The organism is Aurantibrevibacter litoralis (genome assembly GCF_034651555.1).
GTDB classification, from domain to species: domain Bacteria; phylum Bacteroidota; class Bacteroidia; order Flavobacteriales; family Flavobacteriaceae; genus Aurantibrevibacter; species Aurantibrevibacter litoralis.
The window spans coordinates 1-24,338 of record NZ_JAYEEQ010000016.1 but is presented as its reverse complement, the minus strand read 5'-3'; the positions used below and the strand labels follow the sequence as shown (position 1 = coordinate 24,338).

General features: G+C 39.3%; 18 protein-coding genes. 11 read left to right on the top strand and 7 right to left on the bottom strand.

The window, feature by feature from the left end; all coding sequences use genetic code 11:
• The first annotated feature begins 11 nt into the window (after positions 1-11).
• The 3 genes from U1E44_RS12720 (at position 12) to uxuA (ending at position 3,642) form a co-directional block, all read left to right on the top strand.
• On the top strand, positions 12-1,400 hold the full coding sequence (locus U1E44_RS12720) for a putative oxidoreductase C-terminal domain-containing protein (protein WP_322931474.1): 1,389 nt from the start codon (positions 12-14) through the stop codon (positions 1,398-1,400).
• Positions 1,401-1,575: 175 nt separating this feature from the next.
• Positions 1,576-2,394 carry an SDR family oxidoreductase gene (locus tag U1E44_RS12715; protein WP_322931473.1) on the top strand — a complete coding sequence of 273 codons (819 nt, stop codon included), beginning with the start codon at positions 1,576-1,578 and terminating at the stop codon, positions 2,392-2,394.
• 30 nt (positions 2,395-2,424) lie between these two features.
• On the top strand, positions 2,425-3,642 hold the full coding sequence (gene uxuA, locus U1E44_RS12710) for a mannonate dehydratase (protein WP_322931472.1): 1,218 nt from the start codon (positions 2,425-2,427) through the stop codon (positions 3,640-3,642).
• Positions 3,643-3,705: 63 nt separating this feature from the next.
• Here uxuA and U1E44_RS12705 read toward each other — a convergent pair whose 3' ends face one another.
• The 4 genes from U1E44_RS12705 to trkA form a co-directional block, all read right to left on the bottom strand.
• Positions 3,706-5,901, bottom strand: coding sequence for an alpha-glucuronidase family glycosyl hydrolase (locus U1E44_RS12705; protein WP_322931471.1), 2,196 nt, complete (start codon positions 5,899-5,901; stop codon positions 3,706-3,708).
• A gap of 229 nt (positions 5,902-6,130) precedes the next feature.
• The gene (locus U1E44_RS12700; protein ID WP_322931470.1) at positions 6,131-6,358 is read right to left on the bottom strand and encodes a DUF6095 family protein; all 228 of its coding nucleotides are present in this window, start codon (positions 6,356-6,358) and stop codon (positions 6,131-6,133) included.
• An 87-nt stretch (positions 6,359-6,445) separates the two neighbouring features.
• A complete protein-coding gene (locus tag U1E44_RS12695) occupies positions 6,446-7,936 on the bottom strand; it encodes a TrkH family potassium uptake protein (protein ID WP_322931469.1) in 1,491 nt (496 codons plus the stop codon).
• A 1-nt stretch (position 7,937) separates the two neighbouring features.
• Positions 7,938-9,287, bottom strand: a complete 1,350-nt coding sequence (gene trkA / locus U1E44_RS12690) for a Trk system potassium transporter TrkA (protein ID WP_322931468.1) — start codon at positions 9,285-9,287, stop codon at positions 7,938-7,940.
• 257 nt (positions 9,288-9,544) lie between these two features.
• Here trkA and ubiE point away from each other — a divergent pair, with 257 nt between their 5' ends.
• Together ubiE and porT are read left to right on the top strand one after the other, a co-directional pair.
• Entirely contained in the window at positions 9,545-10,273 is a 729-nt protein-coding gene (gene ubiE / locus U1E44_RS12685) for a bifunctional demethylmenaquinone methyltransferase/2-methoxy-6-polyprenyl-1,4-benzoquinol methylase UbiE (protein WP_322931467.1), read from the top strand.
• Positions 10,274-10,364: 91 nt separating this feature from the next.
• Positions 10,365-11,072 (top strand): type IX secretion/gliding motility protein PorT/SprT, encoded by a 708-nt coding sequence (porT, locus tag U1E44_RS12680; protein WP_323673902.1) that lies wholly within the window; start codon positions 10,365-10,367, stop codon positions 11,070-11,072.
• Here the strand turns inward: porT and U1E44_RS12675 are convergent.
• Positions 11,059-11,805, bottom strand: a complete 747-nt coding sequence (locus tag U1E44_RS12675; protein ID WP_322931465.1) for a TrmH family RNA methyltransferase — start codon at positions 11,803-11,805, stop codon at positions 11,059-11,061. The genes porT and U1E44_RS12675 overlap by 14 nt on opposite strands.
• Positions 11,806-11,841: 36 nt before the next feature.
• Between U1E44_RS12675 and tamL the strand changes: the two genes are divergently transcribed.
• The 6 genes from tamL to U1E44_RS12645 all read left to right on the top strand — a co-directional run bounded on the left by tamL (position 11,842) and on the right by U1E44_RS12645 (position 20,249).
• Positions 11,842-14,427 (top strand): translocation and assembly module lipoprotein TamL, encoded by a 2,586-nt coding sequence (tamL, locus tag U1E44_RS12670; protein WP_322931464.1) that lies wholly within the window; start codon positions 11,842-11,844, stop codon positions 14,425-14,427.
• A 61-nt stretch (positions 14,428-14,488) separates the two neighbouring features.
• The gene (fbaA, locus tag U1E44_RS12665) at positions 14,489-15,556 is read left to right on the top strand and encodes a class II fructose-bisphosphate aldolase (protein WP_322931463.1); all 1,068 of its coding nucleotides are present in this window, start codon (positions 14,489-14,491) and stop codon (positions 15,554-15,556) included.
• Between the two features lie 34 nt (positions 15,557-15,590).
• Positions 15,591-16,451, top strand: coding sequence for an acetyl-CoA carboxylase, carboxyltransferase subunit beta (accD, locus tag U1E44_RS12660; RefSeq protein WP_322931462.1), 861 nt, complete (start codon positions 15,591-15,593; stop codon positions 16,449-16,451).
• Between the two features lie 73 nt (positions 16,452-16,524).
• Complete coding sequence (gene rpsO, locus U1E44_RS12655) at positions 16,525-16,794, top strand: 30S ribosomal protein S15 (protein WP_322931461.1); 270 nt, start codon at positions 16,525-16,527, stop codon at positions 16,792-16,794.
• Between the two features lie 205 nt (positions 16,795-16,999).
• Entirely contained in the window at positions 17,000-19,216 is a 2,217-nt protein-coding gene (locus U1E44_RS12650; RefSeq protein ID WP_322931460.1) for a polyribonucleotide nucleotidyltransferase, read from the top strand.
• Between the two features lie 169 nt (positions 19,217-19,385).
• Positions 19,386-20,249 carry a sigma-70 family RNA polymerase sigma factor gene (locus U1E44_RS12645; protein ID WP_322931459.1) on the top strand — a complete coding sequence of 288 codons (864 nt, stop codon included), beginning with the start codon at positions 19,386-19,388 and terminating at the stop codon, positions 20,247-20,249.
• 336 nt (positions 20,250-20,585) lie between these two features.
• Here the strand turns inward: U1E44_RS12645 and U1E44_RS12640 are convergent, their stop codons facing one another.
• On the bottom strand, positions 20,586-21,434 hold the full coding sequence (locus U1E44_RS12640) for a DUF4249 family protein (RefSeq protein ID WP_322931458.1): 849 nt from the start codon (positions 21,432-21,434) through the stop codon (positions 20,586-20,588).
• A gap of 3 nt (positions 21,435-21,437) precedes the next feature.
• Positions 21,438-23,825: a TonB-dependent receptor gene (locus U1E44_RS12635; RefSeq protein ID WP_322931457.1), complete on the bottom strand. Its 2,388-nt coding sequence runs from the start codon at positions 23,823-23,825 to the stop codon at positions 21,438-21,440.
• Between the last annotated feature and the right edge of the window lie 513 nt (positions 23,826-24,338).

The window sequence follows — 24,338 nt, the reverse complement described above, 5'->3', positions numbered from 1 at the left end:
TAAAACCCTTCATGAAACCACTTGTTTATATATTCGCTCTAGCTGTTATTCTTTCGTGTCAAACAAAAAAAGAAAAGGAACCTAGTGCGGAATCTGTCCCGGCAAAAAACATAACCTTTATGACCCTAGATCCGGGTCATTTTCATGCCGCTTTGGTGCAAAAAACAGCTTACCCTAATGTAAATGATACCATCTACGTGTATGCCCCCGAAGGCCCTGAGGTAGACGACTTTTTGGATAAGATTGCACAATACAATACAAGGATGGATGCACCAACGAATTGGAAACCTGTTCTTTATATAGGTGCAGATTATTTGGATAAAATGATTTCAAATAAGGCAGGGAATGTGATGGTAGTAGCAGGAAAAAATGCAAAAAAAATAGATTATATATTGGAGGCTGTCCGCGCAGGATTACATGTTTATGCAGACAAACCGCTGGTGATACATCCGGAAGGATTTAAAAAATTGTCAGAGGCCTTTCGAATTGCCGATGAAAAAGGTGTGTTCATTTACGATATAATGACCGAACGCTTTGAGGCTACAACGATGCTTCAGAAGGCGTTCTCAGGCATTCCGTCTGTTTTTGGTTCACTTATAGATGGCAGCCCGGACAAACCGGCCATTAGCAAGGAAAGCGTACACCATTTTTACAAACAAGTTTCGGGAAAACCTTTGGTGCGTCCCGCTTGGTTCTTCGATGTAAATGAAGAAGGGGAAGGCATTGTAGACGTAACAACGCACCTTGTAGATTTGGTACAGTGGGAGCTCTTTCCCAATGAAATTATAGACACCTCAGACATAAAAATGATACATGCCAAGCGTTGGGCTACCACGGTGCGCAAGGATGAATTTACCAAAGTAACGGGGTTACCCGATTTTCCAGAATTTTTGGATAAGGATAGCGATGGCGACCACATCAATGTGTACAGTAATGGAGAAATGGTCTATACCATTAAAGGAAAACATGCCAAAGTTTCCGTAATATGGAATTACGAGGCTCCCGAAGGTGCCGGCGATACGCATTATAGTGTGCTACGGGGTACCAAAAGTGATCTTATCATAAAGCAAGGAGAAGCAGAAAATTACAAGCCTACCTTATATATTAATTTTAAAGAAAATACGGAATCTGTTTCAATGGCGCTAGATGAAGCACTCAACGAGGTGATAGCAACTAATTTTCCCGGCACATCGGCGGTACAAATTTCGGATACTATGTGGCGCATAAATATACCGGACGCGTTTCATATTGGACATGAAGCCCATTTTGCGCAAGTCACTCAAAACTATTTACAGTATCTTAATGAGGGTGCACTTCCGGTTTGGGAAGTGCCAAATATGCTGAGTAAATATTACACGACTGTGGAAGCCTTTAAAATAGCTCGTGAGCAAAAACAGTAAATAATCGTTTAATACGAATTGGGTTACGAATAATTGAGTTAGTTGTTTAGTTGAAAGGGAGTTTGCCGGGCTACCGAACCCGGTGGACTCCTTTAGTTTAATTTTGGGATTATCTAAAAAATCCTGCGATATTTGTTCCATTTTATTTTAATTTTCAATTCTAGCATGTACACTTATGAATCAATTTTCGTCAATTGAGAGTAAATTATATGTTGTCACCGGGGGAACAGGGGTATTGGGTAGTTCTATATCACAATATCTCATCTCAAATGGTGCCAATGTAATCCTTTTAGGGAGGTCTTTGAATAGCTTAGAAGAAACACAAGAAATGCTCAACGTTAAGGCTCCAAATAGGGCTCATATTTTTGTGGGCGATGTAATGAATGAAAAGGAATTAAGGACCGTAAAGCAAACCATTTTAAAAAACTTTGGAACCATAGATGGTCTTATTAATCTTGCGGGAGGTAATACACAAGGAGCTACCTTAACTCCTGAACAAAGTATTTTTGATATTACAATTGAAGATTCAAGAAAAGCAGTAGAATTAAACCTATGGGGCACTGTTATTCCAACTTTAATTTTTAGCGAGTTGATGGCCAAACAAGGCTATGGATCGGTTATAAATATTTCATCAATGGCTTCGCATCAAGCTATATCACGAGTATTAGGGTATTCTATCGCTAAAGCGGGTATCGAAATATTTACCAAATGGATGGCGCATGAATTGGCCTCTAAATTTAGTGATAAGATAAGGGTAAATGCGCTAGCTCCCGGTTTCTTTATCGGAAATCAAAATAGAAAACTATTAACAAATGAGGATGGATCCTATACAGAGCGATCAAAAAAGGTACTTGCAAAAACACCAATGGGACGTTTTGGAGATGCTTCAGAATTGAACGGAATGATCCATTATTTGCTTAGCGACGCTTCTTCTTTTGTTACGGGTAGCGTTTATGAGGTTGATGGGGGTTTTAGTTCTTTTTCCGGGGTATAACGAGTGCATGATTTAAAGTAGATTTTTACAATGGGAAACAGCATAAAGGCATCTATGCCTTATTTAAAGAAAACCTTCAGATGGTTTGGATCTAACTTTGGGGTATCATTAAACGATATAAAGGAAATAGGCGTTGAAGGGATTGTAACCGCATGCCATCAAATACCGATAGGAGAAGTTTGGCCTCATGAGACTATAAAAAATATTAAAGATGAGATAGTTTCACATGGTTTGGAATGGTCTGTTGTGGAAAGTGTTAATATTCATAAGGCTATTAAATATGGTTTTCCAGAAAGGGATAAGTATATCAACAATTATATAGATACACTACATAACTTAGCAGCAAACGATATTTTTATTGTTTGTTATAATTTCATGCAACTCATTGACTGGACAAGAACAGATTTGAGTTACACACTTCCCAACGGAGCTATTAGTTTATTGTACGATCCGATTGCAGTTGCAGCGTTCGACTTATATATTTTGAAACGATCCGAAGCCGAAGGTATTTATGATCATGAAATGCGATTAAAGGCCCATACGTATTTCAAGACACTAAGCATACCCGAAAGGAAGGCTTTGGAAAATGCTATTTTGGCAGGTATGCCCGGTTCTAAGGACACAATTCCTCTAAAGGAATTCAAAACCAACTTAGATGAGGTTAGTAAAATATCTAAAAGGGCGTTGCAGAAGAATTTGTCGTACTTTTTAAACGCTGTTATTCCGGAAGCGGAAAAGTTAGGGATTAAGATGGCAATTCATCCGGATGATCCGCCATTTTCTGTTTTTGGTATTCCCCGTATTGTCTCCACGCATGAGGATTTACAATATGTGATGAATTGTTACCCTTCAGATTCAAATGGCTTAACTTTTTGCTCTGGTTCTTTAGGAGCCATAGCCGCTAACGACCTTGAAAAAATAATAACGGATTTTGGTTCGCAGATCCATTTTATTCATCTTAGAAATATTCAGAGGTTAGAAAATGAAACGTTTTACGAAGCTTCTCATTTGGATGGTTCCATCCCTATGGGTAAATTAATGAAACAGATTCTTATGGAACAGTTGCAAAGGCATAAGAGCGGAAAGGGAGATGTGGCTATACCTATTAGGCCGGATCACGGTCATGTGCTGCTGGACGATAAAAATAGGCAAGATGAATTTTATAGTGGTTATTCCTTGATAGGCAGAGCAAAAGGTATGGCAGAGCTATATGGTTTGGAAAAGGGAATAAGAGAATTTTTGTTTTAGTACCACCCCGTTACAATTGCAATTTTAACGTTCATTTTATGTGTTGGTCAGTTTACGATTGTGTTAGTCCCACCTTGGCCTAATGCCAGGGGCAAATGGAAATTGTAATGATTTATAATAATCCAATGTAGCATCGGGTTTTTCCATTTCCTTAGGAAAATCTTGTTTTGAAAATTCCTGAAAATAGAGCATACAGGCATTTTTCCACCAAATGGCTTCTTTGAGTTGTATGGCTATCAATTGTGTAACGGATGCAAAACGTTCTGAGTCTACATAGGGTTTCATGCGTTCCCAAGTGTGTTGTAAATCCCGCACTTGATTTACGCCTTCTTGATATTTTAAAGCCATCCCATTCCAAAGTGTTTCCCCGTTTTTAAGTGTATAATTCCAGGGTAAGTGGTGAAACCACAATAGGTATTCTTCTGGACACGAATCTACATTAGAAAATAGTTGAGCTACTTCCGGAGCGTATTGAGAAACGGCATTGCTTCCTGAGGCGGTACGGTCAAAGCCTATACCCATACTGTCGGCTTTATGATAGTACGTGGGGTTCCATTCCGGCCTGGAAAGGTTCCCGACCCATGGCCCTGGGCCGTAGTGGTGCCCGGTGTCAAAAATATGATGTAATCCTAGTGGATTCATATAATTTACTACCATTTCCCTCGATTCCAACAAGATGTTTTTCATCGGTACAATAAAATCATCTTCATTAGTAAAGGTAGCCTTCAGCCATTCATCAGCAATAACATCCGCACTCAGTTCGGGACTCCAAGCCAAACGACCATAACCATACCAATTGGCCTGAGCAAAAATGTGTCCTGTCCAGTTTATGTCATTTCCAATATTGGCTACACCCGCAATTCCCGATAATTTGGTATTGTGCAAGCTACCATCGATAACTTTGGCCACAGTAGCACCTTTTCCTTTCTGATAGGTATCGGCATCCAAAACCTCTTCAAATAATTTAGGCAAAAAGACCAAATGTGTACTAAAGCCTAAATATTCTTGAGTAATTTGAAACTCCATCATTAACGGAGTTTTGGGCATTGCACCAAACATGGGATGAAAGGGTTCTCTGGGCTGAAAGTCGATAGCGCCATTTTTTACTTGAATAATTACGTTTTCTCGAAAAGAACCATCAAAGGGAACAAATTCGCTATACGCTTGCTTAGCACGATCTGTAGGATCGTGTTCGGAATACACAAAAGCGCGCCACATAACAACGCCCTTAAATGGCAAAAGGGCATCGGCAAGCATATTGGCACCATCTACATGGTTACGACCATAATTTTGAGGCCCCGGCTGTCCTTCGGAGTTTGCCTTCACCACAAAACCGCCAAAATCTGGGATTGAGGTATAAATTTCTTTGGCTATTTTGGTCCACCATTCTTTAACCTCAAGATCCAAGGGATCGGCAGTTGCTAATCCACCAATTTCTATGGGAGCCGAAAATCGTGCGGTTAAATATACTTTTATGCCGTAGGGTCTAAATAAGTCGGCCAGTGCTTTTACTTTCTGCAGATAGGACGGTGTCAATATTAAGGCATTTGCGTTTACATTAGTTAACACAGTGCCGTTAATCCCAATAGAGGCATTGGCGCGTGCATAATCCATGTATCGTTGGTCTATATAATCCGGTAAGGTGTGCCAATTCCAAATGGAAAATCCGGCATACCCGCGTTCTACAGTCCTGTCTAAATTATCCCAGTGATTTAGTAAACGCAAATTAATTTTCGGATTTTCTAGAATGGCAAGATTTTCTAGCGCTTTATGTTGCTGAAGTAGGCGTAAAAAGTGGAAGACCCCATACAAAAGTCCTATGTCGTTGTTTGCGGTAATTATGAGTTGCGTACCTGTTTTGGTTTGACGGCTGTAAATAAAAAAACCGTCATTCTTAAGTTCTGATAATTTCCGGTCATTATCTTTACGAAGCGGTGTAGTAAGATCATTTTTCTTTGCTATTAGCAAGGAAGCATCCACATTGAAAGTACCAGATGTGGTATACGAGCCGTCTAAAAGACCACTTAACCCTTTTCGAATTTCCTCACGGACAATGCGGAGGGTTTCACTTTCGCCTTTAATGGAAATATCAGTAATGAGATCCTTGTATCTTTCTCGCAATGCACTATCCTCTATGGGATGGTACCGAAGCCATAAGTCATACCCATTTTCCGCCTTTACATTGTAAGCTAAAAAAAGTATTGAAATAAGCGTGTACGCTTTTAAATATCTTCTTAAAAAGTTAAGTTTTACTACCATTTTGGGATGCTAATCGGGTTTATTGCGATGACTGAAACAAATATACAATTATATCAACAATCGATTGCGTTGGCTGTAAGTTTAACAAAATCTATTGTTATTAGGATCTATAAAGAATCTGCTCAAGCATAGTATACTAAAGATGACGAACCTTGAGAAAATTAATACCAACTCAGAAAAAAATGAGGCTTGTACGCACCAATAGAGCAGTGCCTTCCACGCTAAAGACTCATTTTTTCTTTTGAAAAATAAAGTTCATCAGTTTTTTAACACTGATAAAACCCATAACAATGGCTGTAACGGCCAGTACCAACCCCACAATTAAAACGGGTATGTAAAACGGATGATTTTGGTTTTTAAAAGCCTGATAAATCACAATAGGTGCAGTAAACATGAGAAGTGTAGTAATGCCGAAGTACTTGAGGCTTTTAATGAATAGCGAAGGATCTTTTCTCATAAATTAGCAAAGATTATAGGTTTATCAGCGGGGTCAAAACGGTAAAGACATACGGTAACGCACCATTTAGATGTAAAGCACGAGCGTTTATGTTTTTTTCCAAAAATAGGGTGTTAATAGGATGAGTACCGTAAAAAGTTCTAGTCGACCAATAAGCATTAAAAAGCCGCACCACCATTTTCCTAAAGACGACAACTCATTAAAATTTTGTAATGGACCTAGACTTCCAAGAGCCGGACCTACATTTCCTAAACAGGAGGCGGCTCCACCAATGGCCGACTCAAAATCGAGCCCTAAGAATCCTAACCCTAAGGCTCCGATAATAAAAGCTAACATATAGAGTATAAAAAAAGCAATAATGTTATACACAATATGTTCTTGTACGGTTTTGTTGTTGTAGCGCACGGGAATAATGGCATTGCTATGCAGCGTACGTTTAAATTCTAATAATCCGTTTTTAATGATTAACAAGTGGCGCATTACTTTAATACCTCCTGAGGTGGATCCCGCAGAACCGCCCAAAAACATAAGACCAAAAAAGAAAATGGTTAAAAATGGAGTCCAATTGGTGAAATCTGCACTTACAAAGCCCGTGGTGGTTATAATGGCAATTACTTGAAATAAGGCATGCCGAAAGGCACTTTCGGCTTCACCCAAGACCATAGGATGGTATTCCGAAACGGGGACATTCGCCTCAAGATAGATTACGGTACCCGCAATTAAGGTAAAGATTAAAATAAAACCAACATAATAGCGAAACTCCTCATCTCTAAATACTTTTTGTATTTTACCTTTAAAGGCAAAATAGCTCAATACAAAATTACTACCCGCCAAAAACATAAAAACCATTACTATATATTGAATCCACGGTTGCCCATTCCAATGGGCCAAACTTGCATTTTTGGTGGAGAAACCACCGGTAGACAAGGTGGCTAATGCGTGGTTAATGGCATCAAAAAAAGACATCCCGGCTACGGTAAGTAAGAGCGTCTCCGCTACGGTGTACAACAAATAAATGAACCATAACCGCTTTGCGGTATCTGTTATCCGGGGATGTAATTTGTCGGTACTGGGACCCGGTGCTTCCGCGGCAAAAAGTTGCATGCCCCCAATGCCTAGAAGAGGCAGTATGGCAATAGCCAATACAATGATGCCCATACCCCCAATCCAATGGGTTAGACTTCTCCAAAACAGAATACCCTTGGGCATACTTTCGATGTCCTCCAAAATGGAGGCTCCTGTTGTGGTGTATCCGGAAATGGTTTCAAAAAAAGCGTTAGACGCATCCGGAATACTCCCTGAAAAAAGATAGGGCAACATCCCGGAAAAAGACATAATAAGCCAGCCAAAAGTAACGATAATATAACCTTCTTTGCGTTTTACTTCCTTTTTGTGATCCTTGGTATAAAACATGGCGATAACCCCGGCGAGCATTGTAATTATGGCTGCTAGCGCCAAATCCATGGTTATCCCATCCTTATACATACCACTCACAAACGTGGCAATAAACATGAAAAAACCGTTGCAAAGGAGCAATAACCCCATGACATGAATAATAATTTTAAAATTCAACGCCATCTTATATAAAGAGTTTTTCTATTTTGGAAATAGACTCCGGCAAACAACAGACCACAACCCGGTCCCCTTCGGTAATTCTAAAATCGCCCAAAGCGATAATTCCCTTACCGTCACGGATAACACCTCCAATGGTGGCCGATTTTGGAAAGTCTAACTCACGGATAACTTGTCCGTTAACAATGGAGGTGGGTTTTACTGCAAATTCTAAAATTTCTGCATTTAAATTCCCTAGCCGTGTTAAAGCCAACACATCACCTTTTCTAATGTATCTAAATATGGTGTTGGCCGCCAATAACTTTTTATTGATTAGGGTGTCGATGCCAATGGAATGCGATAATTGGAAGTAATCCATATTCTCAACCATAGCGATGGTTTTTTTTATGTGCTTGGATTTTGCCATTAAACAAGACATAATATTGGTTTCTGAATTTCCGGTTACCGCCACAAAGGCGTCCATGGCTTCCAAACTTTCTTCTTGCAATAGTTCCACATTTCTTCCATCGCCGTTTATAATTAGCGTATTGGGAAGATTATCGGACAAGTCAAATGCTTTTTCCTTGTCTATTTCTATGAGTTTCACATTAAATCGGCTGGCACTTAAATCACGTGCGGTTTTAAAACCTACTTTACTTCCACCGAGAATCATGACATTTTTTATTTCCTGTTTCTCCATCCCGATAAGCTTATACAACTCATCTACGCCTTCGTTAGCGGTTATAAAATATACCTGATCGCCCTCCATAAAAATGGTATCTCCCCGGGGAATTACTGTAAATTGGGTGCCTTTTCGTTTTATTGCAATAGGCATAAAGTGTAATTCGGGAAAAATTTGTGCCGCTTCCTTCACCGTTTTGCCTACAAAAGGGGCAATTTTTGGAAGCAAAACACCGATCATTATAAGTTTGCCCTCATCAAATTCGTACGTATCGTTAAACGCAGATTGGTTTAATAATAATTGAATTTCAGTTGCGGCCAACGCTTCGGGAGAAATAAGTTCGTCTATGCCCAATTCGGCAAATCGTATTTCGTCCTTATTGGTGATAAATTCTGTATTAGAAATTCTGGCGATGGTTCTTTTACAGCCCAGTTGCTTGGCCAGCATACACAACGTAATATTAGTGGTCTCGGAAGAAGTAACTCCTATTACTAAATCGGACTGACTCACTTGTGCCTCTTTTAAAATACTAATAGATGTGGAATCGCCTCGTAACACCCTAATATCTAAATGACTATCTGCATGTGATAAACTAGACTTATTGGTATCTATTAATGTAATGTCTTGAGACTCGTACGACAATAGCTTTGCCAAATGGAAGCCTACTTCTCCGGCTCCTGCGATAATAATTTTCATCGAAATTATAAATTGTGTTTGTCTATAAAAATAAATTGGGCACTACATTGTGCGGTCTCACGAATACAGGGATTGTTCATCGGGTTCATTTAGGATTGCAACCTAAGGAATAATACATCGCAAAATTACATAAATAAATTTGCTTTAAGTTTAGGTTTTTTAGGTATCTGTTGCTACCACCTAAGGGTTCATTATTTTACGACATATCTCCTTTGCTAAAGGGGTCGATACACTATATTTGTCAAAAAAAAATAAGCATGTCGGAAAAAATTACGCCGTACAAAACAAGTAACTCCAGTAAGAAAAGCCAGATTGCGCAAATGTTTGATACCATTTCCGGGAATTATGATGGGCTAAATAGGGTCATTTCATTTGGAATTGATATAAAATGGCGCAACCGCGTGGTGGCGATTATTAAAAAAAAGCAACCGCAACGTATTTTGGATGTAGCTACGGGAACGGGCGATTTGGCCATTAATTTAGTAAAAACCGGAGCAGAGAAAATTGTGGGACTGGATATTTCAAAGGGGATGCTCGAAATTAGCAAAAAGAAAATAGACAAGAAAGGTTTAGAAACAACTATAGAAATGATCTTTGGCGATAGCGAAAATATTCCCTTTCCTCCTAATTCTTTTGATGCGGTAACCGTGGCATTTGGCGTTCGAAATTTTGAAAATTTAGAAGTAGGCCTTACCGAAATACTAAGGGTATTAAAACCTACAGGCGTTTTGGTGGTTTTGGAAACCGCTGTGCCTACAAAAACACCTTTTAAGCAAGGCTATGCCATTTATACTAAATATCTTTTGCCTTTCATAGGAAAACTATTTTCTAAAGACCGGGCTGCCTATGCGTATTTATCAGAATCGGCAGCTTCTTTTCCGCATGGAGAAACGTTCAACAATATTTTAAAGAAAATTGGGTTTATAGGTGTAGAGAATAAACCTCAAACTTTTGGGGTGGCTTCTATTTATGTAGCTACAAAGTAACTGGCAATAGCCCAGCGAACATGGCAGAAGTATGACGCATTTAGGCCGATATAAACAAAGCCTCAACAATGGCTTACGATTTTTTGTATAAATGAAAAAAAGGGTGTTGTTTTTGATTTCTCTGACCTTTGGCGGTCAGGTGTTGTGGGCGCAATTTAATGAAAACCCCGTTCTAAATCTGGAGAATATAGATAAACCTTTTTTAAATTGGGGCTATTTCCTTGGGTTTAATCAGTACGATTTTAAGTTTGAATACAAAGAAGATTTGGGCGATAACAATACCGATGTATTGGTCGATAAATCTTTTGGTTTTAATGTGGGGTTGATAGGGGAGATGCGTTTAAACAATTTTTTAGATCTCCGTTTTGAGCCTGGCTTACACTACACCCTGAGAACGCTTGGTTTTCCAGGTTTTAATAACGAAAATGATGCGCTTAGGGAGGTAAAATCCACTTATATAAATTTCCCATTACTCTTAAAGGCAAGTGCTATGCGCTTAGGAAATTGGAAACCATTTCTTATTGGGGGCGTATCTACGTCTTTAAATTTAGGCAGTAATGAAGATAGTTTAGACGACAATAGCAACGGCACATTCCGCATGAAAAAAAATACCTACTATTACGAAATGGGTTTTGGGATTGAATTTTATACAGAATACTTCAAATTTACACCTTCCATACGGGGTGTTTTCGCGATGAGCAATGAATTAATTCCGGACGAAAATCCCAATAGCCCGTGGACGGGAAATATAGAATCTATGAAAACTCGAGGGCTTTTTATAAATTTTACTTTTGAATAATCGTTTCAGAGTATCCCCTGCGAATTTCACCTAAAAAAATGGCGGTTGCCGTAGCCACATTGAGACTTTCGGCTGTTTTTTCTCCAAATTGCGGGATACTTATTTTTTCCGAAATTAGGGCTTGCAGACCATCGGAAATACCCTTAGCTTCATTGCCTAAAACCAATACACCAGACGGTGGTAGTGAAACCTGATACACAGAAGCACCTTGCATAAAGGTACCAAAAACAGGAGTTTTCACCTCTTTTAAAAAGGAATATAAATCGGTATAAACAACATTTACACGACTTATAGATCCCATGGTGGCCTGTAAAACCTTTGGGTTATAACAGTCTACAGTATGTAAAGAACATACTAAATGCCGAATACCAAACCAATCGCACAAACGGATAATGGTTCCCAAGTTTCCCGGATCGCGCACATCGTCTAAAGCAACCACCCAATCGGAAAATTCGATTCGTTCCATCTTTGGGATATAAAACACGCCTAACGCTTTATTTGGAGTTACCAGACTACTCATTTTTTTTAAACTAGCATCCGTAATTAAAACCGGTTTAGTGCTGGGGGCATCAATTATATCGGTTTGGGTTACATAAATTTTTTGAACCGAAAAACCGGCATCCAGTAGCGTCTGAATTGTTTTTACGCCCTCTACTACAAAAAGACCGTTTTGGTTTCGGTATTTTTTTTGTTGTAGATTTTTGATAAATTTTATTTGGCTTTTCACAACCATACAAATAATGTATTTTTGAGCCCTATGAGGACCGGCATGAGTTTTAAGATAGACGTTACAAAACTAAGCTTAATATTGCTTGCCGTGATAATTACTTCTTGTAATGCCTTAAAAAGGGTAGAAGAGGATGAATTATTGCTTACCAAAAATACCTTGCAGGCCAATGGCGAAAAGGTAACCGATGAAACCGTCCAAAGTCTAATTTCTCAAAAACCCAATAGTGGTGGCGTGTTAGGTTATCCTCTGCGTCTGCATCTTTACAATCTTGCCAAAAAAAATCCGGATACATCCTATCAAAAGTGGCTAAAAGAGAAACCGAAAAGAGAAGAGCGATTGGCTGCCCTTTTATCTCAAAAGCAAGTAAACCGGCTCGGGGAATCGTTTATGGTAAAAGGAATAAATACCTGGTTAAAGAATATTGGGGAGGCTCCTGTAATTGTAGATACTTCTAAGTCGAGAAAATCGGCAGACCGCTTAAAAGCGTATTATGGTACCAAAGGATATTTTAATAATGAAGCTCATTTTAGTATAGATACCACGGGTAAAACACAACAACGGGCTATAGTAAATTACACTATTACGCTAGGAAAACCATTTATTATTGATTCGCTAACCAAAAACATTGTATCTCCGGCCATAGACTCTATTTATGACCTTCATGCGAACCAATCTTTTGTGGTACAGGGCAAACAGTTTGATTTGTCTGACTTTACCCTTGAGCGGGAAAGATTAACAACTCTTTTTCGCAATTCGGGCATTTTTAACTTTCAGGAAAGTTCCATTACCTACGACATTGCCCGTGACACCGTAGTGGCATCGGACGACCAAAATTTGGACGTTGCACTGCAAATAGAGAATTTAAAAACGAGAGGAGGCAACGGATTAGCATCTTCGGAGTATAAGGTAAATCGGTTTCAAAGTATTAATATTTATGCCGATCATACTTTTGGAACCAATCCGAATGATCTAAAATCGGTCTCCTATAACAATTACACTATTTATTACGACACTAAAAAGCTAAGGTACAAGCCCAAAGCCTTAACTGATGCTATTTTTTTCACCAAAGATAGTATTTACAGAGACTTAGATCGGGTACGAACCTACAGGCAAATTACCAATCTAAACACGTTTAAGTATCCCAACATTGAATTTATTCAGGACAGCACGCAAACCCAGTTAGTTTCTAACATTTATCTAACTGCCCGACCAAAGTATTCCCTTGGGGTCGATTTTGATTTTACGCACTCTAATATTCAGCGTGTGGGTGTGGGTTTTAGTTCTGCCCTAGTAAGTAGAAACATTTTCGGTGGGGCAGAAACCCTGAGTCTGGCAGGAAGAGGTTCTTTTGGTCTTTTAGGGGATACCTCCTTATCAGAAGATTTCTTTTCTGAGGTTGGTGCGGACATAAATTTGGTATTTCCGCGTATCTGGTTGCCCATTCCGGTATCAAAAAAAATAATACCCTATTATATGCTTCCGCAAACGAAGATCTCTTTAGGAACAAGTTTTCAGAAAAATATAGGATTAGACAAGCAAACCTTTAACAGTCTTTTGGGGTATAGCTGGACACCATCGGATGCTAAAAGACACGCTATAGAATTAGTTAATCTTCAATTTGTTCGCAACGTAAACTCCAATCGTTTTTTTAATGTGTTTCAAAATACCTTTAATCGCTTGGATCAAATAGCTACAAATTTTCAAGACGTTGAGAGCTTGTCTGAGTTTTATGAAGAAACGGAGAATCCGGAAGCCCCTTTGAGGTTAATTATACCCGAAGGCACTACAGGCTTTACCAATGCCATTTTAGAAGGTGAAGTACCATCTTCGGAAGATGATTTTAATGAAGTGCGAAACATTGAAGAGCGGCGACAGCGACTCACCGAAAACAATCTTATTTTTGCAACCAATTACACCTTTACCAAAAACAACAAAAAGGGAATAAATGACAATAATTTTTATCAATATCGTTTAAAATTAGAAAGTGCGGGCAATTTGCTTTCGGGTATTGCGAAAATCATTCCCTTTAATGCAAACAATAATGGCGATGAATTGGTGTTTGGCGTACCCTATTCTCAATATGTAAAAACCGAATTTGATTATATAAAACATTGGTCGGTAAGTCATTCAAACGTATTGGCTGTTCGAAGCTTTATTGGTATTGCCGTACCCTACGGAAATTCTAATAACATTCCTTTTGTACGCAGCTATTTTGCAGGAGGTTCTAATGATAACAGAGCTTGGTTTCCCTACTCCTTAGGGCCTGGTAGGACCAAGGATGTAAACGATTTTAACGAAGCAAATTTAAAACTGGCATTTAATTTAGAATTTAGATTTCCTATTGCAGGAAGTTTCAAAGGTGCTTTATTTGCCGATGCGGGTAACATATGGAATGTGTACGATAATGTGGACGACCCCGATGCTACCTTTAACGGTTTTAGTTCATTGGCCGATATTGCCCTTGGTTCAGGATTTGGTATTCGGTACGATTTTACCTATTTTGTGTTTCGGATAGATTTTGGTTTTAAAACCTATAATCCGGCAGAAGAACCCTCTAAAAGATGGTTCCGGGATTACAACTTTGCCAACATGGTTCCTCAAATAGGGATAAATTATCCTTTTTAGACCTAATAATTTTATTACTTTTGTGGCGTCATAGAACTATAAAATAAATTAAAAGAAAATTATGTCGCACAATATAAAGCCCGGAGTAGCTACAGGTGATGCAGTTCAGGAAATTTTTAGATATGCTAAAAGTAAAGGATTTGCGCTTCCGGCAGTAAATGTTATTGGATCGAATACCATTAATGCTGTTTTAGAAACAGCCGCCGCATTAAATTCTCCCGTAATCATTCAGTTTTCTAATGGCGGCGCACAATTCAATGCAGGAAAAGGATTGTCCAATGAAGGGCAGCAGGCTGCCATTTTGGGCGGTGTGGCCGGTGCAAAGCATGTGCATCAATTGGCAGAAGCCTATGGTGCAACTGTAATTCTGCACACAGATCACTGTGCAAAAAAATTGTTGCCCTGGTTAGACGGTCTTTTAGAGGCCAGTGAAAAGCACTTTGCCGAGACAGGGAAACCACTCTACAGCTCGCACATGATAGATTTGTCTGAAGAACCTTTAGAAGAAAATATCGAAATATGCAAAACCTATTTAGCTCGGATGAGCAAAATGGGAATGACCTTAGAAATAGAATTAGGCGTAACCGGTGGGGAAGAGGATGGCGTAGATAATTCCGATATAGACGATGCTAAATTGTACACTCAACCCGAAGAGGTGGCATATGCCTTTGAAGAGCTTTCTAAAATAAGCCCAAGGTTTACCGTAGCCGCTGCCTTTGGTAATGTGCACGGCGTGTACAAACCCGGTAATGTAAAATTGACCCCGGTTATTCTTAAAAATTCTCAGGAATTTGTATCCAAAAAATTTGGCGTTGGTTCAAATCATATCGATTTTGTATTCCACGGAGGTTCCGGATCTACAGTAGCCGAAATTAGAGAGGCGATTGGGTATGGTGTTATAAAAATGAATATTGATACCGATCTGCAATATGCATTTTTGGAAGGTATTAGAGATTATGTTCAAGGTAAAAAGGACTATTTGCAGTCTCAAATTGGAAATCCAAACGGTGCAGACGAGCCAAACAAAAAATTCTACGACCCAAGAGTTTGGTTACGAGAGGGAGAAAAAACCTTTGTGGAGCGTTTAAAAAAGGCGTTTGAAGATTTAAATAATGTAAATACACTATAAATTTGTTCATCATTTAAACCCAATCCCCTAGACTATGTCATCTTGGTTTAAAAGAAAAGAAAAAGGAATTCAAACGTCCACCGATCAAAAGAAGGATACACCAAAGGGACTTTGGTACAAATCACCAACGGGCAAAATTGTAGAAGCCGATGAATTGGCAAAAAACTTTTATGTAAGTCCGGAAGATGATTATCATGTGCGCATTGGAAGCAAGGAATATTTTGAAATTCTTTTTGATGACAATGTATTTACAGAGCTCGATCCTAAACTTACGTCTAAGGATCCTTTAAAGTTTGAAGATACCAAAACCTATACGGAGCGTTTAAAAGCTGCACAGAAAAAAACAGGATTAAAAGACGCGGTTCGTACCGCAGTGGGCAAATCGTTTGGAAAAGATCTTGTGATTGCGTGTATGGATTTTAGTTTTATTGGGGGCTCTATGGGTAGTGTTGTAGGTGAAAAAATTGCCAGAGCCATAGATTATGCTATAATCAATAAGCATCCTTTTTTGATGATTTCAAAATCGGGAGGTGCACGCATGATGGAAGCTGCACTTTCGCTGATGCAGTTGGCCAAAACATCGGCGAAATTGGCGCAACTATCCGAAGCGGGTCTACCCTACATTTCGTTGTGTACCGATCCTACTACAGGGGGAACCACAGCGTCTTACGCCATGTTGGGCGACATTAATATTTCGGAACCCGGAGCACTCATTGGTTTTGCAGGTCCTAGAGTAGTAAAAGAAGCGACCGGCAAAGAATTGCCAGAAGGTTTCCAAACCGCAGAATTTGTAAAGGAACATGGTTTTTTAGATTTTATAGTGCATCGAAGAAATCTGAAAACAAAAATTAATCTTTATATCGATCTAATTCAAAATAATCCGATTAGGTCGTAAAGAAAATAGTAGTATATTTGCGCCCGGATTGAAAATCAATCCCATACATAAAAATCATTAAATTAATATTGGAATGTATTTAGACAAAGAAGTAAAAGCCGAAATTTTTAAAAAACACGGTGCCTCTGAAAAGAACACGGGATCTGCCGAGGGGCAAATTGCGTTGTTCACTTATCGCATAAATCACTTAACAGAACATTTAAAAAAGAACCGTCACGATTTTAATACAGAACGTTCTTTGGTGAAATTGGTGGGAAAAAGAAAAAGCCTTTTGGATTATTTAATTAAAAAGGACATCAATAGATATCGTGCCATAATTAAAGAATTAGGCATACGAAAATAAGAAATTAACACAGGGGAGGCCATGCCTCCCCTTTTTGTTCATGTATTACACGTACTTCCTTTGATTGTTTCTAAGGAACCCTACAAAAAGCTTACACATAGTTTTTCATTGGTCCACACACAACAACACAACCCTGTCCGTCCGGTAAGACGAGAAGACCATTGTTTAACAAGCCTGTTATGAGTACAGGTTTTAATTCAAATTTATGATTCCAAAAGTATTTAGAGAGGTCATAGACCTTGGGGATGGTAGAAGTATTTCTATCGAAACCGGAAAATTGGCAAAACAAGCCCACGGTTCCGTTGTGGTTCAAATGGGGAAGGCCATGTTATTATGTACGGTAGTTTCATCGTACAAAGAGAGTACGTTAGATTTCTTTCCATTAACCGTGGACTATCGGGAGAAATTCGCAGCAGCCGGTCGTTATCCCGGAGGTTTCTTTAAAAGAGAAGCAAGGCCGAGCGACGGAGAAGTACTCACCATGCGGATTGTAGATCGCGTATTGCGACCCTTATTCCCATCAGATTACCGAACGGAAACCCAAGTCATGATTCAGTTAATGTCCCATGATGAAGAAGTAATGCCCGATGCATTAGCCGGATTGGCAGCCTCAGCAGCAATACAACTTTCTGATATTCCTTTTGAATGTCCTATTTCCGAGGCAAGAGTAGGGCGTGTTAATGGGGAATTCATCATTAATCCAAGTCGAAGTCAGTTGCTAGAGTCGGATATTGATATGGTCATTGGCGCATCTATGGATTCCGTTATGATGGTAGAGGGCGAAATGAAAGAGATTAGTGAAGAGGAAATGGCAGATGCCATTCGATTTGCACATGAAGCTATTAAAATACAATGTGCGGCTCAGGTGCGTTTAGCAGAAGCTTTTGGCAAAAAACCGGTTCGGGAATATACGCCAGGGAAAACTGATGATACTATTGCGTCTAAAGTACGCGAAATAGCGTATCAAAAAGTATACGAAATAGCCAAGGGAGGTTACGGAAAAAGAGAGCGAAGCGAGGCATTTGACGCCATAAAGGAAGAAGTTCTCGCATCTTTTAATGAGGAAGAACTGGCCGAAAATGAAGGGTTGATTAAATCTTATTTCTACAAAACAGAAAAGGAAGCCGTAAGGGAGCTTACGCTTGCCGAAGGTGTACGTCTTGATGGACGTAAAACCACAGATATTCGTCCTATTTGGTGCGAAATTGATTATTTACCTTCCGTGCATGGCTCTGCTATTTTTACACGAGGAGAAACACAGGCACTTGCTACAGTTACCCTAGGTACGTCGCGAGAATCTAATATGATAGATATGCCTACGCATCAAGGTGAAGAAAAATTCTATTTGCATTATAACTTCCCACCATTTTCTACGGGTGAAGCACATCCGCTGCGTGGCACCTCGCGTCGCGAAATTGGTCACGGAAATTTGGCACAGCGTGCATTAAAAGGGATGATACCGGATGAATGTCCGTATACGGTAAGGGTAGTTTCTGAAGTTTTAGAGTCTAACGGATCCTCATCTATGGCGACAGTGTGTGCCGGAACAATGGCACTAATGGATGCCGGCATTCAGTTGAAGAAACCGGTTTCCGGGATTGCCATGGGACTAATAACAGACGGAGACCGTTTTGCAGTACTCTCCGATATTCTCGGAGATGAAGATCATTTGGGTGATATGGATTTTAAAGTTACCGGTACTGCCGATGGTATTACCGCCTGCCAAATGGATATGAAAATTAAGGGAATGCCTTATGATATTTTAATCCAGGCGCTTAAGCAAGCTCGTGCAGGACGCCTACATATTCTTGAAAAATTAATCGAGACTATTGCGCAGCCAAATAGTGATGTTAAGGCGCATGCACCAAAAATTATCACTAAAATTATTCCTGGAAGTTTTATTGGTGCGCTTATTGGTCCCGGTGGAAAAGTAATTCAAGAATTACAAAAGGCCACCAAAACGACCATTGTTATTAATGAAGATCCTATTACTGAAGAAGGTATCGTAGAGATTCTAGGTACCGATCCGGATGGTATTGCAGCTGTATTAGCCAAAATAGACTCCTTAATGTTTAAACCGGAAATGGGTGGCAGCTATACTGTAAAGGTGATAAAGATGCTCGATTTTGGTGCCGTTGTGGAATATATAGATGCTCCGGGTAACGAAACCTTGCTCCATGTTTCTGAACTGGCTTGGGAACGCACGGAGAATGTGAGCGATGTGGTACACATGGGCGATGTTTTTGAAGTGAAATATTTGGGAACAGATCCAAAAACAAGAAAAGAGAAAGTTTCGCGCAAAGCGTTATTACCAAAACCGGAAGGATTTGTAGAACGACCACCGAGGGAACGTAATGATCGAGATAGAAACAATCGCGGCAGAGATTCCAGAGACAGGGATAGAAAACCCCGAAGAGATTAAGACTAATTTTATAGAAAATGAAAGCCCCAACGCAACCGTTGGGGCTTTTTTTTTGACATTTTACCTAAAAAATAGAATTTTAATACCGTAAATGTAACATTTGCTTCATTTTAACGTATAACCAAATGCAGCACTTCGTCTGTAACTTAATTTAGCACGGAAAACGTACATGAGACAGTTAAAAATCACAAAACAGGTTACCAATCGGGAAACCGCCTCTTTAGATAAGTATTTACAAGAAATAGGTAAGGTAGATCTTATTACTGCCGATGAAGAAGTAGAATTGGCACAACGCATTAAGGCCGGAGATCAGGCCGCATTAGAAAAACTAACCAAAGCCAACCTTCGTTTCGTAGTATCTGTGGCTAAGCAGTACCAAAATCAAGGGTTAACTTTGCCGGATTTAATCAATGAGGGAAACCTAGGATTAATAAAGGCAGCACAGCGCTTTGATGAAACCCGAGGATTTAAATTTATTTCCTATGCCGTATGGTGGATTCGTCAATCGATCTTGCAAGCGTTGGCAGAACAATCGCGTATTGTTCGTTTACCCTTAAATAAAATTGGTTCTATTAATAAAATAAACAAAACGTTTGCCTTTTTGGAGCAAGCTCATGAGCGCGTACCCTCCGCAGAGGAAATCGCCAAGGAATTGGATATGACGGTGGAAGATGTGAAGCAATCCTTAAAGAACTCCGGACGTCATGTTTCCATGGATGCACCTTTAATTGATGGCGAAGATTCTAACCTTTATGACGTACTTCGAAGCGGTGAATCTCCCAATCCAGATAGGGAATTACTACATGAATCGCTGCGCACAGAAATTGAACGAGCCTTAGAAACTTTAACCCCAAGAGAGGCAGACGTAATTCGGTTGTATTTCGGATTAGCCGGTCAACATTCCATGACCTTAGAAGAAATTGGCGAGACGTTTGATCTTACAAGAGAGCGGGTACGCCAAATTAAAGAGAAAGCCATTCGTAGATTAAAGCACACTTCGAGAAGTAAAATATTGAAAACCTATTTAGGGTAATTAATAATAAATGTAAAATACCTCTGCTACCTACGAACCACTTATTTAGGTCTTGCACATCTAAATCAAATGTGGTATCTTAGTTACGAGAACAACAGCTATCATGACTGTTCGTTTTTTGATTGATGAATAAACTCCGGCTGATTACCGGAGTTTTTTTAGTAAAAGGACTTGATGTACCATGAATTCTCTTAAAAAGTACTGCTTTCTTTTTCGACCTATCGCCAAAAATACGTTCTAATTTAAAAATTCTTAAAAGGGATCCCCAAGTTTTAGTTGTTATAAACGAACAATAAACAGATCGGGGTAAATAAGAAGAATTTAAACCACACCTATTTATTCAATCGTCACAGATCTTGTAAAAGATTGTACAATAGCAAAGTAACCCAATACAAAATTATCCGGTTGTGCAACGTTGTTAAAAAAATCGATATTATCAATATCGGTCACGTTAAAAATGTTTCCTCTAACAGTAGCTGCCGGAGTTTGAAAAGGGCCTTGATCGCCACTATTGGCTTGTACTATCAATTGCGACACATAATCAAAAAAGGATTTGTCTGCGCCTAGTATACTCACATTTACGGTCTGTCCGGGGATGACTTGTGCGTCTATAAAAAAGGAGAACTCAAAAGGCTGCCCATTAAAAAATTCGTCTTCTACGGTTAAATATTCTCCAAAGCCAAAATCAAAAACGTAGAAATCCTCTTGTGAACCGTCGTCGGTAAACGATACAATGATTTCGGTATCCGTTTCATCAAATAGAGTTTCTGTGCCTTGCTGTACGTTATCTAAAGGCACTGTGGGTATAAATTGTGCAAATGAAAGATATAATTGGTCTTCGTGTGTAAAGGAAAGAATCCATCGTCCACCGGTATCAAAGCCGGCAGAGGAAAGGGGTACTTCATAAACACCAGATCCAGAAATGGTTTCCGTTGGAAAAAAAGCATTACCACTTACTTCGTCTTGTAATTGAAGTCTATCTAAGACAGCAGGTTGCGGTGTTTCAAAAAATGAGGTGCTAGTGGTTGCTTTTATACGCACAATTGTAGTGGGTAAACTGGTATCTACCCGAACCAATGCATCCACAATGAGTCGCGGAGGAGTGTTTGGCACATCTACATCGATGACATCTTCGCAGGAGAGTACAAGGGGTAAGAGTAGTACATATAGGCTTAATTTTCTCATCCTTTAAAATTTAAAATTATAGGTTACTGCAGGAATAATACCAAAAATAGAAGTCCGTAATGCCTCATTGGCACCAGTTTCCTGATTGCGCCTAAAATTTATAGAGGCCGCATTTTTTCTATTGTATAGGTTATAAATGCTAAAAACCCACTCAGCTTGCATTTTTCTGTTTTTATTTTTAGTTGGTTTCAGGCTGGCCGAAACATCGATTCTGTGAAAATCGGGAAGTCTTTGTTGATTGCGAAGTCCAAAAAAAGGTGTTGTAATACCTTGAAAATCAAATTGACCAATGGGGAAATTTGTCGGCTGCCCAGTTTGATATACGAAATTACTATTAATACGCCATTTTTCATTGATATCCCAATTGGCAAAAACGGATATATCATGTGTTTTGTCATAAGGGGTATTATACCATTGGCTAAGATTTATGCCCGTTTCCTGACTGCTGCGCCCCGGCGTACGTTGTTCTGATTTGGATAGGGTATAGGCTAGCCAACCCTGAAACCTCCCTTCGTTCTTTCGCAATAAAAGCTCCCAACCATATGCCCGCGCCGCGCCATTAAGTATTACCTGTTCAATAGCATTATTGGCTATAAGGTTGGCACCGTCTATAAAGTCTATTCTATTTTGGATATCCTTGTAGTAGACCTCTGTTTCCAAAGAAAAACGACCGTCCTTAAAATTCTTGAAATAGCCTAATGCATATTGATCTAATAATTGAGGTTTTATAAAGGGGCCACTGGGTGTCCATACATCCAATGGTGTAGGGGAGTTGGTGTTCGATAACAGATGCAGGTATTGCGATAAGCGAGTATAACTTGCTTTTAAAGAGGTGTTGTCCTTAAGGGTATATGCCAATGAAAGCCGCGGTTCCAAATTACTGAAATTAGCAAGATTTTCCCATCTTCCCGGGTTTGCGGTTCCAATGGGTGTTGCTTCTTGATAGGTCAACAAAAAGGGATCGAAAAAAACAGGATTATTATTTTCATAAACATTAAGTTCTTTTTGTCCAAAGCGGATAAAATGACTAAAACGCAAGCCATACCCTAAGCTTAATTTGGGTGTTATTTCGTGAGCTACATCTACATACAATGCGGTTTCGTTAGCAAATTTTTCAATGAGTTGTTCTTCTAAAATACCTGAGTTTGAATTGCTAGGTTCTATTTTTCCCGGATTAAAAAGATAATACACATTGTTAAGGCCGTAGTTGATTTGCAGCGTATTATTGATATAATGCTTTAAATCGTATTTTAGGTTGAAATTTTCAATACCGGATTTCCAATTGAATCCTACAAAATCTAATTCTAAACCATAGAAATAGTCCGAATAAATCAAGGATAGATTCGAAAACAATTGATCGGAAAACAAGTGATTCCATCTAAAATTGAGTACTGTATTACCATACGTATTTACAAAACTATCATTAATACTGAAAACATCGCGGCCAAAATAGCCCGATAGGAAGATATTATTATTAGCATTAATCTTATAGTTAAATTTGGCATTTAAGTCGTAAAAATAGGCCTTATTGTCTATATCAAAAAGGGGTGTAAACAAATGCGCATAAGAAGATCTGCCGCCAATTAAAAATGCTGCTTTGTCCTTGCGCAGCGGCCCTTCAACCAAAAGTCGGCTCGCGACAGCACCAATACCGCCATTTACCTTTAGGGCTTTGCTATTTCCTTCTTTTTGAAAAATATCGAGAACCGATGAAACTCTACCACCAAATCTTGCCGGAATTCCACCTTTGTAAAGTTTAATATCCTTGATGGCATCCGGATTAAACACCGAAAACAAACCAAATAAATGCGATGAATTAAAGATGATGGCCTCATCGAGTAAAATTAGATTCTGATCTACCGCTCCGCCACGAACATTAAATCCTGAAGCACCCTCTCCTGCATTGGTTACCCCCGGTAAAAGCAATAGGGATTTTATGATATCGGCCTCACCCAAAAGCACTGGTATTTTTTTTATAGTTTCGGCATTTAATCCGTTTACGCTCATTTGAGGTGTTCTAATATTGAGCTTTTCCACGTTTTCGGAGACCACCACTTCATCAAGTGCTTCGGCTTCTTCACTGAGCTGAAAATCGATTTTTGTGTTTTGAGAGAGTACAATGGTTTTAAGGATGTTTTTAAACCCAATGTAACTAACCTGCAACTGGTATTCCCCTTCCTGGAGGGTTAACGAATAAAAGCCATAGGCATTAGTAGTAACCCCTATATTTTTGCCTACCACGATGATAGAAGCGCCAATTAAAGTTTCATTACTACCGGCTTCCGAGATGGTGCCACTAATGGTAAAGCGTTTTTGTGCATTACAAATAGCGGTCGATGCGATAAAAATTAGGAAAAGAAAAAGGTAGGGCAATCTGAAACGGATGTCCATGTAAGCAATTTTTTTTTAAAAATAGACAAAAAAAATTACACTAGAAGGAGCGGTATACAAAGTAAAAAATACTCGGTACTCAGTAGCCTGTTAATACCTTAAAGCGTATACCGTGCTAACAAGGTATAACGTACGCAGTTAAAAATTAAAGATAAGGCAGCAAGCCGCTACCATGAAACATACAATCCACAAAGAATGGTGACCATTTTGATCGTTTTTAGGTTCTATGTTTCATAAGGAATGCTCCCTACAATGCCATTAAGAGTTTCTTGAAACCGACTATCCCAAAGGCACGCCGTAGGGGTGCCCTTTCTATAAATGCCCTAGTGAGCTTAATAAAAAATTTCTTGAAACTGACTATCCCCGAGGCAAGCCATAGGGGTATTTCGGCAGTTTCATTTTGGCCTTTGGGCCAAAAACCGAAATTTTGTATTTAACCTCACCCGGAACTGCAAAAAGACAGTTCCGACCTCTCCAAAGGAGAGGTAAATAGGAAACCCCGACCCAAGGGTC

Excerpts from the sequence above, each read along its gene's own strand:
- U1E44_RS12720 (WP_322931474.1), top strand. The coding sequence starts at position 12 with ATGAAACCACTTGTTTATATATTCGCTCTAGCTGTTATTCTTTCGTGT.
- U1E44_RS12715 (WP_322931473.1), top strand. The coding sequence starts at position 1,576 with ATGAATCAATTTTCGTCAATTGAGAGTAAATTATATGTTGTCACCGGG.
- uxuA (WP_322931472.1), top strand. The coding sequence starts at position 2,425 with ATGGGAAACAGCATAAAGGCATCTATGCCTTATTTAAAGAAAACCTTC.
- U1E44_RS12705 (WP_322931471.1), bottom strand. The coding sequence starts at position 5,901 with ATGGTAGTAAAACTTAACTTTTTAAGAAGATATTTAAAAGCGTACACG.
- U1E44_RS12700 (WP_322931470.1), bottom strand. The coding sequence starts at position 6,358 with ATGAGAAAAGATCCTTCGCTATTCATTAAAAGCCTCAAGTACTTCGGC.
- U1E44_RS12695 (WP_322931469.1), bottom strand. The coding sequence starts at position 7,936 with ATGGCGTTGAATTTTAAAATTATTATTCATGTCATGGGGTTATTGCTC.
- trkA (WP_322931468.1), bottom strand. The coding sequence starts at position 9,287 with ATGAAAATTATTATCGCAGGAGCCGGAGAAGTAGGCTTCCATTTGGCA.
- ubiE (WP_322931467.1), top strand. The coding sequence starts at position 9,545 with ATGTCGGAAAAAATTACGCCGTACAAAACAAGTAACTCCAGTAAGAAA.
- porT (WP_323673902.1), top strand. The coding sequence starts at position 10,365 with ATGAAAAAAAGGGTGTTGTTTTTGATTTCTCTGACCTTTGGCGGTCAG.
- U1E44_RS12675 (WP_322931465.1), bottom strand. The coding sequence starts at position 11,805 with ATGGTTGTGAAAAGCCAAATAAAATTTATCAAAAATCTACAACAAAAA.
- tamL (WP_322931464.1), top strand. The coding sequence starts at position 11,842 with ATGAGTTTTAAGATAGACGTTACAAAACTAAGCTTAATATTGCTTGCC.
- fbaA (WP_322931463.1), top strand. The coding sequence starts at position 14,489 with ATGTCGCACAATATAAAGCCCGGAGTAGCTACAGGTGATGCAGTTCAG.
- accD (WP_322931462.1), top strand. The coding sequence starts at position 15,591 with ATGTCATCTTGGTTTAAAAGAAAAGAAAAAGGAATTCAAACGTCCACC.
- rpsO (WP_322931461.1), top strand. The coding sequence starts at position 16,525 with ATGTATTTAGACAAAGAAGTAAAAGCCGAAATTTTTAAAAAACACGGT.
- U1E44_RS12650 (WP_322931460.1), top strand. The coding sequence starts at position 17,000 with ATGATTCCAAAAGTATTTAGAGAGGTCATAGACCTTGGGGATGGTAGA.
- U1E44_RS12645 (WP_322931459.1), top strand. The coding sequence starts at position 19,386 with ATGAGACAGTTAAAAATCACAAAACAGGTTACCAATCGGGAAACCGCC.
- U1E44_RS12640 (WP_322931458.1), bottom strand. The coding sequence starts at position 21,434 with ATGAGAAAATTAAGCCTATATGTACTACTCTTACCCCTTGTACTCTCC.
- U1E44_RS12635 (WP_322931457.1), bottom strand. The coding sequence starts at position 23,825 with ATGGACATCCGTTTCAGATTGCCCTACCTTTTTCTTTTCCTAATTTTT.